This is a genomic window from Pseudomonas fakonensis (genome assembly GCF_019139895.1).
Lineage (GTDB): Bacteria > Pseudomonadota > Gammaproteobacteria > Pseudomonadales > Pseudomonadaceae > Aquipseudomonas > Aquipseudomonas fakonensis.
Genome location: NZ_CP077076.1, coordinates 721,955 through 735,175 on the forward strand (window position 1 = coordinate 721,955; position 13,221 = coordinate 735,175).

General features: G+C 66.0%; 12 protein-coding genes. 4 read left to right on the forward strand and 8 right to left on the reverse strand.

Annotated elements, in window-relative coordinates; genetic code table 11:
* The first annotated feature begins 190 nt into the window (after positions 1 to 190).
* Positions 191 to 505, forward strand: coding sequence for a hypothetical protein (locus tag KSS94_RS03255; protein ID WP_217841630.1), 315 nt, complete (start codon positions 191 to 193; stop codon positions 503 to 505).
* 125 nt (positions 506 to 630) lie between these two features.
* On the forward strand, positions 631 to 1,392 hold the full coding sequence (locus tag KSS94_RS03260; protein ID WP_217841631.1) for a YdcF family protein: 762 nt from the start codon (positions 631 to 633) through the stop codon (positions 1,390 to 1,392).
* Between the two features lie 87 nt (positions 1,393 to 1,479).
* Here the strand turns inward: KSS94_RS03260 and lnt are convergent, their stop codons facing one another.
* The 8 genes from lnt to KSS94_RS03300 all read right to left on the reverse strand — a co-directional run bounded on the left by lnt (position 1,480) and on the right by KSS94_RS03300 (position 9,068).
* Positions 1,480 to 2,997: an apolipoprotein N-acyltransferase gene (lnt, locus tag KSS94_RS03265; protein WP_217841632.1), complete on the reverse strand. Its 1,518-nt coding sequence runs from the start codon at positions 2,995 to 2,997 to the stop codon at positions 1,480 to 1,482.
* An 8-nt stretch (positions 2,998 to 3,005) separates the two neighbouring features.
* Positions 3,006 to 3,845, reverse strand: coding sequence for a CorC family transporter (locus KSS94_RS03270; RefSeq protein ID WP_054892824.1), 840 nt, complete (start codon positions 3,843 to 3,845; stop codon positions 3,006 to 3,008).
* A 26-nt stretch (positions 3,846 to 3,871) separates the two neighbouring features.
* On the reverse strand, positions 3,872 to 4,345 hold the full coding sequence (gene ybeY / locus KSS94_RS03275; protein ID WP_217841633.1) for an rRNA maturation RNase YbeY: 474 nt from the start codon (positions 4,343 to 4,345) through the stop codon (positions 3,872 to 3,874).
* Positions 4,338 to 5,336, reverse strand: a complete 999-nt coding sequence (locus tag KSS94_RS03280; RefSeq protein ID WP_217841634.1) for a PhoH family protein — start codon at positions 5,334 to 5,336, stop codon at positions 4,338 to 4,340. Before KSS94_RS03280 ends, ybeY begins: the two co-directional genes overlap by 8 nt.
* A gap of 238 nt (positions 5,337 to 5,574) precedes the next feature.
* Positions 5,575 to 6,120, reverse strand: coding sequence for a tetratricopeptide repeat protein (locus tag KSS94_RS03285; protein ID WP_217841635.1), 546 nt, complete (start codon positions 6,118 to 6,120; stop codon positions 5,575 to 5,577).
* A gap of 209 nt (positions 6,121 to 6,329) precedes the next feature.
* The gene (gene hemL / locus KSS94_RS03290) at positions 6,330 to 7,613 is read right to left on the reverse strand and encodes a glutamate-1-semialdehyde 2,1-aminomutase (protein WP_217841636.1); all 1,284 of its coding nucleotides are present in this window, start codon (positions 7,611 to 7,613) and stop codon (positions 6,330 to 6,332) included.
* A gap of 19 nt (positions 7,614 to 7,632) precedes the next feature.
* Entirely contained in the window at positions 7,633 to 8,256 is a 624-nt protein-coding gene (thiE, locus tag KSS94_RS03295; protein WP_217841637.1) for a thiamine phosphate synthase, read from the reverse strand.
* Between the two features lie 14 nt (positions 8,257 to 8,270).
* On the reverse strand, positions 8,271 to 9,068 hold the full coding sequence (locus KSS94_RS03300; RefSeq protein ID WP_217841638.1) for a hydroxymethylpyrimidine/phosphomethylpyrimidine kinase: 798 nt from the start codon (positions 9,066 to 9,068) through the stop codon (positions 8,271 to 8,273).
* Between the two features lie 264 nt (positions 9,069 to 9,332).
* Between KSS94_RS03300 and KSS94_RS03305 the strand changes: the two genes are divergently transcribed.
* Both KSS94_RS03305 and KSS94_RS03310 read left to right on the forward strand, forming a co-directional pair.
* Positions 9,333 to 11,324: a sensor histidine kinase gene (locus KSS94_RS03305; protein WP_217841639.1), complete on the forward strand. Its 1,992-nt coding sequence runs from the start codon at positions 9,333 to 9,335 to the stop codon at positions 11,322 to 11,324.
* Positions 11,325 to 11,530: 206 nt separating this feature from the next.
* A complete protein-coding gene (locus tag KSS94_RS03310; protein ID WP_217841640.1) occupies positions 11,531 to 13,183 on the forward strand; it encodes an acyl-CoA dehydrogenase family protein in 1,653 nt (550 codons plus the stop codon).
* The last annotated feature ends 38 nt before the right edge of the window (positions 13,184 to 13,221 follow it).

The window sequence follows — 13,221 nt, forward strand, 5'->3', positions numbered from 1 at the left end:
CTCGCTGCGACCGGCACTGCGGTGTCGATAGAGTGAACGCCGTAGCATACATGAGCGCCCTGTATCGTGGGAAACCCTAGATTGCGCCAGCCGGCGCGCGGGCCGTTGGTCGCGGCGCTCGGCTGCTTTTTACAGCGACGCTAAGCTCATTTGTGGGGGGAGATATTCTGACCTTCAATGAGGTGTACGGATGGGAGAGTCGCAACTTACCGTTAACAAACCGGAGCTTTATGAACGCCTGATCGACCGCCTGGGCCTGGCACTGGAAGTGGCCAGAACCTCGGTACGATTGCGCGACGAGATGCCTGCCGAGCTGGAGTTGCGTGGCCTGAGCCATGCGGAGTTCGAGGTGATCAAGGCCTACCTGGAAACCCTCCCGGAAGGCCGTCATGCCAGCGCCGGTGCCTACCCGCAACCGGAACCGTCCTCGGCCCGGATCATCTGGCTGAAGGACCGCAAGCGCAACACCGCCCCAGCAAGCGCCAGGACGCTGCCATCCCGTTAGCCGTTCAGGTTTGCAGGCGCGGGTTTCGCGCCGGTTTTTCAATACCCTGCAGTGTCCGGCGCCGGCCGCCCCTTGAGGCCCGGCGCCGTTCCTCATAGGCTGCATGCCTTCCAGGAGGGTGTGCAATGGCGCTGCGTTTCTTCATCAAACAATGGTTGATGCCCCCGGGCATCCTGATCGTGCTGCTGCTGGCTGCCTGGTGGCTGCGCCTGCGCCATCCGCGGCTGGCCCTTGGCTGCTTCTGCCTGGGGCTTGGCGGCTTGCTGCTGATGAGCCTGCCGCTGGTGGTGGAACAGGCCGCGCGGCGCCTGGAAACAGAACCGGCCCTGACCGCTGGCGACTGGGCGAGCCTTGCGACCCGCGCCGATGCCATCGTGGTGCTGGGGGCCGGGCGTGAGCGCGGCGATCCGGCCTGGGGTGGCGCCGACCAGCCCAGCTACATGGCGCTTGAGCGCATGCGTTATGCCGCTGCGCTGGCCAAGGCCTCGGGCTTGCCGGTGTTGACCAGTGGCGGCCTGCACTACGCCACCCCACCCAGCGAAGGACAACTGATGGCCGACGGCCTGCAGCAGGACTTTGGCGTGACGGTGAAGTGGAAGGAGCAGGCCAGCCGCACCACCTGGGAGAACGCCGAGATGAGTGCGGCGCTGCTGTTGCCGCAGGATGTTCGCCGCGTGGTGGTGGTGACCCAGGCCTGGCACATGCAGCGCGCGCGCTGGAGCTTCGAGCGCGCCGGGTTCGAGGTAGTGACGGCGCCGGTGGGGTTTCTCGGGCGCGACCATGCTAGGCCGTTTGCCGGGTTGATTCCGGAAAGCCGGGCGGTGTGGCAGAACGCGCAGTTGTTGAACGAGGCGGTGGGGTTGGTGGGGTATCGGGTGTTCTATTGAACCCGGGCTGAAGGCCCTATCGCCGGCAAGCCGGCTCCTACAGGGTATTGCGCGGGCCTGTAGGAGCCGGCTTGCCGACGATGAAGTTCACACGGTACTGGCGATGCGGCGCGCCAGCAGTGCCCAGCCCAGCAGCAGCACGCAGACGATTGCCAGCGGCCACGAGCGCCATTGAAGGTAAGGCGTCAGTTGCTGCATCGGCACCACCTCGCCGTACAGCACCGCGCGTTCGAACTGCGGAATCTGCGTGGTAATGCGGCCGAACGGGTCGATCAACGCGGTGACCCCGTTGTTGGTGGCGCGGATCATCCAGCGACCAGCCTCCAGGGCGCGCATCTGGGCCATCTGCAGGTGCTGCAGCGGGCCGATCGACTTGCCGAACCAGGTGTCGTTGCTGATGGTCAGCAAGAGGTCGCTGCGCGCGGCAAGGCTGGCGGCGAACTCGGGGTATACCACTTCGTAGCAGATGAACGGCGCCACCTGGTAGCCCTTGGCCTGCAGCAGTGGCTGATCCTCGGGGCCGCGGGCGAAGTCCGACATCGGCAGGTTGAAGAATTCGATCAGCCCGCGCAGCATGTCCTGTAGCGGTACGTACTCACCGAACGGCACCAGCTTTTGCTTGAGGTAGGTGCCGTCGCCCTCGCCGGTGGCGGTGACGCCGTTGAAGTAGCGGCGCTGGTGACGAACTTCCTGGCGTACGGGCACCCCGGTGATCAGCGCCGAATGCCGTTCGGCGGCAAAGGCGCCCATCATGTCGATGTACCCCTGGGCCTGGTCCTTGAGCACCGGTACTGCGGTTTCCGGCCAGACCAGCAGGTCGACGGGTTTGGAGCTGAAGCTCATGTCGCGGTACAGCGCCAGCTGCGCGTTGACGTGGGCCGGGTCCCATTTCAGGTCCTGCTCGACGTTGCCTTGCAAGGCAGCGACTTTGAGTGGATCGCCGGCGGGTTTGGTCCAGGCATGGCCCTTCAGTGCCAGGCCGATGGCCCAGGGGGCCAGCAGCAAAACAGCCCCTGCTGCCAGGAAAGACGGGCGTGCACGCAGTCGCGGCAGGTTGCAGATCAGTGCGGCGCTCAGGGCCAGGGCAAACGACACCAGCCATACGCCACCGAGCGGCGCGAGCCCGGCCAGCGGCCCGTCCAGCTGGCTGTAGCCGGCGTAAAGCCAGGGGAAGCCGGTGAGGAACCAGCCGCGGAAGGCTTCCTGCAGCAGCCACAGGGCGGCGAAGCCCAGTGCGTCGGCCAGCGGCGCCTCGTCGCGGCGCAGCCAGCGTGCCCACAGCCAGGCGGGCAGGGCGAAGAACAATGCCAGGCAGGCGAAAAACGCTACCAGCAGCAGGATCGCCAACAGCGGCGAGGCGCCGCCGTAGGTGTTCATGCTGACGTAGATCCACCAGGTGCCGGCGCCGTACAGGCCAAAGCCAAAGCACCAGCCGCGCGCCAGTGCCTGGCGCGGGCTCAGTGTGCGCAGGCCGGCGTAGAACAGAGCGATCGACAACAGCGCCAGCGGCCAGATGCCGAAGGGCGCCAGGGCCAGCAGGGTGGAGGCGCCGGCCGCCAGGGCCAGCAGGTTACCGGGCCAGCCGGGGCGGGAAATCCAGCGCATGTCGTTCCTTAACGTGTGATCGGGGTCAGGCGCAGCAAGTGTATCCGGCGGCTGTCGGCATTGAGAATACGGAACCGGTAGGCACCGATTTCGGTGGTCTCGTTGCGTTTGGGCAGGTGGCCGAAGGCACTCATCACCAGGCCGCCGACGGTGTCGAACTCGTCATCGGAGAATTCGCTGTCGAAGAACTCGTTGAAGTTTTCGATGGGCGTCAGGGCCTTGACCAGGAAGTCGCCACTGGGCAGCGGCTTGATATAGCTGTCTTCCTCGACGTCGTGCTCGTCCTCGATGTCGCCGACGATCTGCTCGAGCACGTCCTCGATGGTCACCAGGCCCGCCACGCCACCGTACTCGTCGATGACGATGGCCATGTGGTTGTGGTTGGCGCGGAACTCGCGCAGCAGCACGTTCAGGCGCTTGGACTCGGGCACGAAGGTGGCCGGGCGCAGCAGGTCCTTGATGTTGAAGCTGTCGCCGTTCTCTTTGAGGATCAGCGGCAGCAGGTCCTTGGCGAGCAGGATACCGAGCACATCGTCGTGGCTTTCGCCGATCACCGGGTAGCGCGAGTGCGCGGCGTCGATCACCGCCGGCAGGAATTCGCGTGGCGACTGGCTGGCCTTGATGCTGATCATCTGCGAGCGCGGCACCATGATGTCGCGTACCTGCAGGTCGGCGACCTGAATGGCGCCTTCGACGATGGTCAGCGCTTCGCTGTCGAGCAGCTTGTTCTGATGGGCTTCGCGCAGCAGCTCGAGGAGCTCCTGGCGGTTTTTCGGCTCATGGGCAAAAGCCTGGGTCAGTTTGCCCAGCCAGGACTTTTGCCCGTTGCTCGATCGGTCTTCGCTCATGGCGGTTACTCGTGTTCCTAGCAGTGTCAGTGTGTGATTGTGTCGGTTTCGTCGTCGGCGTAAGGGTCGGGGTGGCCCAGTTCTGCCAGCAATTCCCGTTCCAGCGCTTCCATTTCTTCGGCTTCGTCGTCTTCGATGTGATCGTAGCCGAGCAGGTGCAGGCAGCCGTGAATGACCAGGTGCGCCCAGTGCGCCTCGAGCGTCTTGCCCTGTTCGGCAGCCTCGCGCTCGACCACCGCCACGCAGATCACCAGATCGCCCAGCAGCGGGATATCGAGCAGGTCGTCGGGCACGTCGGCAGGGAAGGACAGCACGTTGGTGGCGTAGTCCTTGTGCCGGTAGGTGTGGTTGAGTTCGCGGCCCTCGGCTTCGTCGACCAGGCGGATGGTCATCTCCGAGTCGGCCGTGCGCTGGCGCAGGGCCAGCTCGCACCAGCGGCGAAAGGCGGCGTCATCCGGGGCTGCGGCATCCGTGGCCCGTTGCAGATCGAGTTCAAGCATCTTTGCCGGGCGCCTCGGGCTTGGACTGACGGGCTTCGAAGCGGTCGTAGGCCTCGACGATGCGCTGCACCAGCGGGTGGCGCACCACGTCCTTGGGCTGGAAATGGGTGAAGCTGATACCCGGCACGTCCTTGAGCACCTCGATCACGTGGGCCAGGCCCGACTTGGTGCCACGAGGCAGGTCGACCTGGGTGATGTCGCCGGTGATCACCGCGGTGGAGCCAAAACCGATACGGGTGAGGAACATCTTCATCTGTTCCAGCGTGGTGTTCTGGCTTTCGTCGAGGATGATGAAGCTGTTGTTCAGGGTGCGGCCGCGCATGTAGGCCAGCGGGGCGATCTCGATGACCTGGCGTTCGATCAGCTTGGCCACGTGCTCGAAGCCGAGCATCTCGTACAGCGCGTCATACAGCGGGCGCAGGTACGGATCGATCTTCTGTGCCAGGTCGCCAGGCAGGAAACCGAGTTTTTCGCCGGCTTCGACCGCCGGGCGCACCAGCAGGATGCGGCGCACCTGTTCGCGTTCCAGGGCATCGACAGCGCAGGCGACGGCAAGATAGGTCTTGCCGGTACCGGCCGGGCCGATGCCGAAGTTGATGTCGTTGGCCAGGATTTCCTTGACGTAGCGCTGCTGGTTGACGCCGCGCGGGCGAATGTTGCCCTTGCGCGTGCGCAGCGAGACGCTGACTTCGTTGACCGCCGGGTTGTCGATGTTCTCGACTGCCGACTCCTGCAGATAGAGATGGACGGTTTCCGGCGACAGGTCAGTGGCCTTGGTCTCGCGGTAGAGGCGGCGCAGCAGCTGTTCGGCAGCGGAGGTGGTCCGGGGTTCGCCAATCAGTTCGAACTGATTGCCGCGGTTGCGGATCTCGATGGCCAGGCGTTGCTCGATCAGGCGCAGGTGCTCGTCGAACTGGCCGCACAAGTTGGCGAAACGGTGGGCCTCGAAGGGTTCGAGGGTGAAACGATGGGGTTGTATGGGTGCGTTCAAGGTCGTTTTTAGCCGCTCGACGGCAATGAATGTGAACTCAAGAATAACCCTTGATGGGCAGTGGCGAAAGCACTGAAACGATCAAGGGTTTTGCGCGGGCCTCACCGACCCTATCGCCGGCAAGCCGGCTCCTACAGGCGACCGTGCTCCACTGCAGGAGCCGGCTTACCGGCGATAGGGCCATGAAAAGCAGCTTACAGAGTTTGTCTTACACGGATGTGATGGCAGCTGAAGAGGCTTAAGGCAGGGGCGAGAACGGTGAACGGCCTTCGGCGCTCTGTAGCTCGAGCAGGTACTTGCGGAAGATCTGGCCCAGCACTTGGGTGGCGTGCTCCAGTTCGTCGCGAGGCATTTGTTCGGTGACTTCATCGGCCAGGTCCAGGGCATCTTCGGCGCCGTTGACCGCGGCCATCTTCAGCAGGATGTAGGCCTGCACATTGTTGGCCTTGACCCCTTCACCGCGATAGAACATCGAGCCAAGGCGATACTGCGCCTGGGCGTTGCCTTGCAGGGAGGCTTGTTCGAACCACTTGAGGGCTTTTTCGAGGTTGCGCGGCGATGCGCTGTAGTAGAACTCGCCCAGTTCGTATTGGGCCTGGGCGTCCCCGGTCTGTGCCGTCCGCTCGCAGGCCTTGAGGGCGTTCTCCAGGTCTTCCGGCGCGGCGTTCAGCGTGCAGCGGCCCGTCGCCGGAATCAGCAACGAGTTACCGCCCTCCGCCAGGGCCAGCAGGGGCTGAAGAAGCAACAGGCAGCCCATAGTCAGGGCGCGGCCGGTGCGGTTCATGGGGATCGACTTACCTCTGCAAAACTGCGACCAATGTCTCTGGTGGCACATTATGGGATAAGCAGCGCCTACCTTACAAAGTTTTACTCAGATTTCTGCATTGGTAAGGGCGCAGGCAATGTTGTGACCTGAATCACAAAGTGCCTGTGCCGGCCCTATCGCGGGGCAAGCCCGCTCCCACCGTGGGAGCGGGCTTGCCCCGCGAAGGCTTACTTGAGCTTGGCGAATGCCCGCTCGGCTGCATCCAGGGTGATCTGCAGCTCTTTATCGCCATGGGCAATGGAAGTGAAGCCGGCTTCGAAGGCGCTCGGCGCCAGGTACACGCCACCTTCGAGCATCAGGTGGAAGAAGCGTTTGAAGCGTTCGGCGTCGCTGGCCATCACATCGTCGAAGGTGACGATGTCGTCGGCGCCGCTGAAGTACAGGCCGAACATGGCGCCTGCCTGCGTGGTGACGAACGGAATGCCGGCAGCATCGGCGCGCTGTTGCAGGCCGTCGAGCATGCGGCTGGTGAAGGCGGTCAGTTCGTCATGGAAGCCTGGGCGGCTGATCAGCTTCAGGGTGGTCAGGCCGGCGGCCATGGCCAGCGGGTTGCCCGACAGGGTACCGGCCTGGTAGACCGGGCCCAGCGGCGCGATGCAGCCCATGATCTCGCGCTTGCCGCCGAAGCAGCCGACCGGCATGCCGCCGCCGACGATCTTGCCGAAGGTCGACAGGTCAGGGGTGATGCCGTAGTAGCCCTGGGCGCCGCCCAGCGATACACGGAAACCGGTCATCACTTCATCGAAGATCAGCACCACGCCGTGCTTGTCGCACAGGCTGCGCAGGCCTTCGAGGAAGCCCGGCGCCGGGGGGACGCAGTTCATGTTGCCGGCCACTGGCTCGACGATGATGCAGGCCACGCTCTGGCCGACCTCGGCGAGGGTTTTCTCGACCGCGGCGATGTCGTTGAACGGCAGGGTCAGGGTGTGCTTGGCGAAGTCTGCCGGCACGCCGGCCGAGCTCGGTACGCCCTGGGTCAGCAGGCCGGAGCCGGCCTTGACCAGCAGGCTGTCGGAGTGGCCGTGGTAGCAGCCTTCGAACTTGATGATGGCGTCACGGCCGGTGTAGCCACGGGCCAGGCGGATGGCGCTCATGGTGGCTTCGGTGCCCGAGCTGACCATGCGCACCATTTCCATCGACGGCACGATCGAGCAGACCAGGTCGGCCATCTCGGTTTCCATGGCGGTCGGTGCGCCGTAGGACAGGCCGTGCTGCAGCTGGTTGCGGACCGCGTCGAGCACTTCAGGGTGGCCGTGGCCGAGGATCATCGGCCCCCAGGAGCCGACATAGTCGACATAGCGCTTGTCGTCTTCGTCGATGACGTAGGCGCCTTCGGCGTGCTTGAAGAACAACGGCGTGCCGCCGACGCTCTTGAAGGCGCGCACGGGCGAGTTGACGCCACCGGGGATGTGTTTCTGGGCTTGGGCGAACAGGTCTTCGGAACGGGACATGGGGGTCTTCTCTTGAAAATCAGCAAGCGAACAGGGCGTTGAAGGCGCGGGCGCGGCGGGTCACTTCCTGCGCGCTGTCGGCACCGAACAGGCCGTGGATCACCGCCAGCAGGTCGGCGCCATGGGCGACCAGCGGGGCGGCGTTGTCGAGGGTGATGCCGCCGATCACGGCGACCGGCAACTTGACCTGGGCGCGGGCCTGCTCCAGCAGTTCGACGCTGGCGGCCGGGGCGCCCGGCTTGGTCACGGAATTGAAGAAGCGGCCAAAGGCGACGTAGCTGGCGCCTTCGCTGGCCGCTTGCTGCGCAAGCTCAAGGCTTGCGTGGCAGGTCGAACCGATCACCGCCTGGCGGCCGAGTAGTGCACGGGCCGGCGTCAGCGGGCCGTCGGTCTGGCCCAGGTGCACGCCGACGCCCAGGCGTGCGGCCAGTTCGGCGTCATCGTTGATGATCAGCTGCGTGCCGTAGCGCTCGCACAGCGTGTGCAGCGCTTCGGCCTCGCGCAGGCGACGGGCGTCGTCGTCGCCCTTGTCGCGGTATTGCAAAAGGCATACGCCGCCTTCCAGCGCCGCTTCCACGTGGGAGAGAAAACGGCCGGCGAGCAGCTGGCTGTCGGTGATCGCATACAAACCGCGGAGCGTCATCGGGTGGCCTCGTGTCAGGAGCAGAAATCCAGCGGCAGGCGGCGCGGCACGTACTGGCCCTTGCCCAGTTGCTCGGCGTCACGCAGGGTGCGCCAGGTGTAGTCCAGGGCGCTGCGCACGGCGCTGGCGAGGTTTTCGCCCAGGGCCAGGCGGCCGGCCAGGGCGCTGGCCAGGGTGCAGCCTGATCCATGGTAGCTGCCCGGCAGGCGCTGGCAGGTCCAGGTGTGCTGCTGGCCGTCACGGCTATACAGGCGGTTGTGGATCTCGACCTCGTCGCCGTGACCGCCGGTGATCAGCAGGTGTCTACAGAACGGCAGCAGTTTTTCGGCGCATTCGTCGGCGCTGCCTTCGGGCAGTTCGGCCAGGATGCGCGCCTCGGGCAGGTTGGGGGTGGCGATGGTGGCCAGCGGCAGCAGGCGTTCGCGCAGCGCGTAGCCGACTTCGTCCTTGCCCAGGCGGCCACCGCCACCGGCGCGTAGCACTGGATCGCAGACCAGCGGCAGGTGCGGGTGGGCAGCGAGCAGTTCGGCGACGGTGTCGACCATCGCGATCGAGCCGAGCATGCCCAGCTTGACCGCCGCTACGGTGGAGTCGGCCAGCACGGCGTTGGCCTGGGCCAGTACCCACTCGCGGTCGAGCACACGGAAGTCGGAAACATTGACGGTATCCTGCACGGTCAGCGCGGTCACGGCAGGGGCAGCGTGACAGCCTTGGGCCAGCAGGGCTTCGATATCTGCCTGCAGCCCGGCGCCACCACTGGGGTCGTGGCCGGAGAGACAGAGGACAACGGGGCGGGAGCTGTAGGTATTCATGGTCGGCGAGCTTATCACCAATCCCATTTGTGCGGACCGCTCGCTCGGCGGGTTTTGTTGATCGAGCAGTCAGCTTGTTGCTTTTGATATGGCTGAAAGGTGCGTTTTAGAGCCTTTAAAGGCAAATTGTATGTGGCCTCTGGTACAGCCGGGAAGCTATGCTACAGTGCTCGGATAACTCGATAACGGGTTCTGCCGGATCACGTCGTCTCAAAGGGAAAGGAGGCAACCGCGACGCGACCGGACAGGCCATGCTGGGGCTGTATGCGCTATTTGCTGATTGTGCTTCTGGGCTGCTTGCCCATGTTCGCCGGGGCGGTCGATTTCGACGACGCCACCGGGCGCCTGCCGCTGGGGCGGCACATGCAGGTCTTCGAAGACACCGACGGCAGTGCCAGCATCGCCCAGGTCAGTTCCCCCGCGTTCGCCAGCCGCTTCCACGCGCACCCCTACGACGTGCTCAACGCCGGTTACTCGACCTCGGTGTTCTGGCTGCGCATCGATCTGCAATACAACGCCACCCCCACCGCCAAGCCGCGCCAGTGGCTGCTGGAGCTGGCCTACCCGCCGCTGGATCACCTCGAGCTGTACCTGCCTGACGCCGAGGGCGGCTATCGCCTGGCCGGGCGTACCGGCGACGCGCTGCCCTACGCCAGCCGGCAGATCCGCCAGAACAACTACCTGTTCGAGTTGCCGTTTGAACCCGGCCAGGCGACCACCGCCTACCTGCGCCTGCACAGCCAGGGTTCGGTACAGGCGCCGCTGACGCTGTGGTCGGCCGAAGCCTACATGGAAGACCAGCCCACCCGCCTGTACGTGCTGGGCATGATCTACGGCGTACTGCTGGTGATGCTGGTGTACAACCTGTTCATCTACCTCAGCGTGCGCGATGTCAGCTACCTCTACTACATCCTCTATATCGCCTCGTTCGGCCTGTACCAGGTGTCGGTCAACGGCGCCGGCATCGCCTATTTCTGGCCCGACAGCCCGTGGTGGGCGAATGCCTCGACGCCGCTGTTCATTGGTGCTGCCGGGCTGTTCGGCTGCCAGTTCGCCCGCCACTTCCTGCAACTGGGGCGGCTGAGCCGGGCCTTCGACCGCCTGCTGCTGGCGCTGATGGCCGGTGGCGCGCTGGTGATGGTGCTGGCGGTGACCCTGCGCTATGGCGTGGCGCTGCGCATGGCCACGGTGCTGGCGCTGCTGTTCACCGTGAGCGTGTTCAGCGCCGGGGTGTATGCCTGGTGGCGCGGGGTGCGGGTGGCGCGCTGGTTCATCATCGCCTGGAGCGCCTTCCTGCTTGGCGGGCTGGTCAACACCCTGATGGTGCTCGGTTACCTGCCCAACCTGTTCATCACCATGTATGCCAGCCAGTTGGGTTCGGCGCTGGAGGTGGCTTTGCTGTCGCTGGCCCTGGCCGACCGCATCAACAGCCTGCGTGAAGAGCAGGCGCGCACCCTGCGTGAAACCGGCCGCACCCTGGAGCAGTTGAACCAGCAACTGGCCCACAGCAACCGCCTCAAGGACGAGTTCCTGGCCACCGTCACCCATGAACTGCGCACGCCGATGAACGGTGTTATCGGCTCGCTGGAGCTGCTGCACACCCTGCCGATGAGCGCCGAACAGGCGCAGTACCATCGCACCGCCACGGGCTCGGCCCAGGACATGATGGCGATGGTCGACGACATCCTCATCCTCACTGAACTGCAAGCCGGGCGCCTGCGCCGGCATGGCGTGCCGTTCAGCCTGCGCCGGCTGCTGCAGGAGCTGCGCGCAGGCTATGCCGGCCAGGCCCTGGCCAAGGGCCTGTACCTGAGCCTGGACATCCCCGCCGACCTGCCTGACAGCCTGATCGGCGACCCGCAAAAACTGGCGCGCTGCCTGGCCTGCCTGGTAGACAACGGCCTGAAGTTCAGCCACCAGGGTGGCGTTACCGTGCAGGCCCGCGGGCGTTTGGTGGCACCGGACTCGCTGGCCCTGAGCATCACCGTGAGCGACAGCGGCATCGGCTTCGAGGACCTCGACCAGGCCGTGCTGTACCAGCGCTTCTTCCAGGTCGATGGTTCGATGACCCGCCGTTACGGCGGGCTGGGTATCGGCCTGTCGATCTGCCGCCAGCTGGGTGAGTTGATCGGCGCCAAGCTTGCCCATGAGTCGACGCCAGGCCTTGGCAGCCGCTTCGAGCTGAGCCTGGCGCTGGACGTGACCCAGGTGCAGGTGCCGCCGAGTCGGGTGGTGCAGGGGCCGCAGCGGTTGTAGGCCCCATCGCCGGCAAGCCGGCTCCTACAGGTACAGCGCAGGCCAACCCCTGTAGGAGCCGGCTTGCCGGCGATGAGGCCGGTACAGGCAGCACAAGGCAGATGCCCCCACATCGCCCCCCAGGTAGTCCGATTCGTCACTTTGACTCCCCGCCCCAGGGTGCTTCACTGGGTCTCTTACCCCAGCGCGGTTCCAGGAGGCCCCCGATGAACCTGCACCCGTTCGCCGAGACCCACGAGGTCACCAACCAGCCGCCGCCCCTCGACGGCGCCAACCTGTACCGCCTCGACCAACCCCTGCAAGAGTGGGCACGGCGCTGCGGCGCCGGCTGGGCCGAGTCGCGGATCGACGCCTACGGTGCCCTGGCCGGCGGCCCGTTGATGGCTGCGGGGTTTCTGGCCAATGCCCACAAGCCCGAGTTCGCCAGCCACGACCGCTACGGCCACCGCATCGACCTGGTGAGCTTTCACCCCGCCTACCACGAACTGATGCGCACCGCCGTCGAACACGGCCTGCCGTCGCTGCCCTGGGCCGAACCGCGCGCCGGCGCCCACGTCGCCCGCGCTGCCATGACCTACCTGCACAGCCAGGCCGAAGCCGGCAGCGGCTGCCCGCTGACCATGACCTTCGCCGCCGTGCCGGCCCTGCGCCTGCAGCCGGAGCTGGCCGGCTACTGGTTGCCCAAGGTGCTCAGCCGCGAATACGACCCGCGCAACATCGGTGACCGGCACAAGGCCGGGGTGACCATCGGCATGGCCATGACCGAGAAGCAGGGCGGCACCGATGTGCGTGCCAACACTACCCGCGCCTACCCGGTAGGCGCGCCGGGCCCCGGCCAGCCCTACGAACTGGTGGGGCACAAGTGGTTCTGCTCGGCGCCGATGTGCGACGCCTTCCTGACCCTGGCGCAGACCGACAAGGGCCTGAGCTGCTTCCTGCTGCCGCGTCACCGGCCGGACGACGGGCGCAACCAGTTCTACATCCAGCGCCTGAAGAACAAGCTGGGCAACTGCTCCAACGCTTCCAGCGAAGTGGAGTTTCGCGGCGCCCTGGCCTGGATGGTGGGCGAGGAGGGCCGCGGCGTGCCGACCATCATCGAGATGGTGGCCATGACCCGCTTCGACTGCATGGTCGGCTCCAGCGCCCTGATGCGTCAGGCCCTGACCCAGGCGGCCCACCACTGTGCCCACCGCAAGGTCGGCGGCCGGCTGCTGGCCGAGCAGCCCCTCATGCAGAACGTACTCGCCGACCTGGCCCTGGAAAGCGAGGCGGCCCTGGCCCTGAGCCTGCGCATGGGCCAGGCGCTGGACCAACTGGACGACCCGCAGCAGGCGTACTTCGCCCGCCTGGTGACGGCGGTGGGCAAGTACTGGATTTGCAAGCGCGCCCCCGGGATGATCAACGAGGCCGCCGAGTGCCTGGGCGGTGCCGGCTACGTCGAAGACAGCATCCTGCCGCGGCTGTACCGCGAGGCACCGGTCAACTCCACCTGGGAGGGCTCGGGCAACGTGCAGTGCCTGGACGTGCTGCGCGCGCTGTCGAAAGAGCCCGGGGTGCTCGATGCGTTGTTCGCCGAGCTTGGCGATGGCCACGGCGACCCGCGCCTGGCGGCGTTCATCGGCAACCTCAAGGGCGCCTTCGCCGACACCGGCGACATCCAGTACCGCGCCCGCCAGCTGACCGAGGATATCGCCCTGGCGCTGCAGGCCAAGCTGCTGCTGGAGGCCGGCAATGCGACGGTCAGCGATGCCTTCATCGGCAGCCGCCTGGCCGGCGGCGGGCGAGCCTACGGCGCATTGCCGCGCGGGGTGGATGTCGAGGCCCTGGTGGCCCGCGCCACGCCCGTGTGGGTCGGATGACGCCATCGCGAGGCAAGCCCGCTCCCACGCAACACACC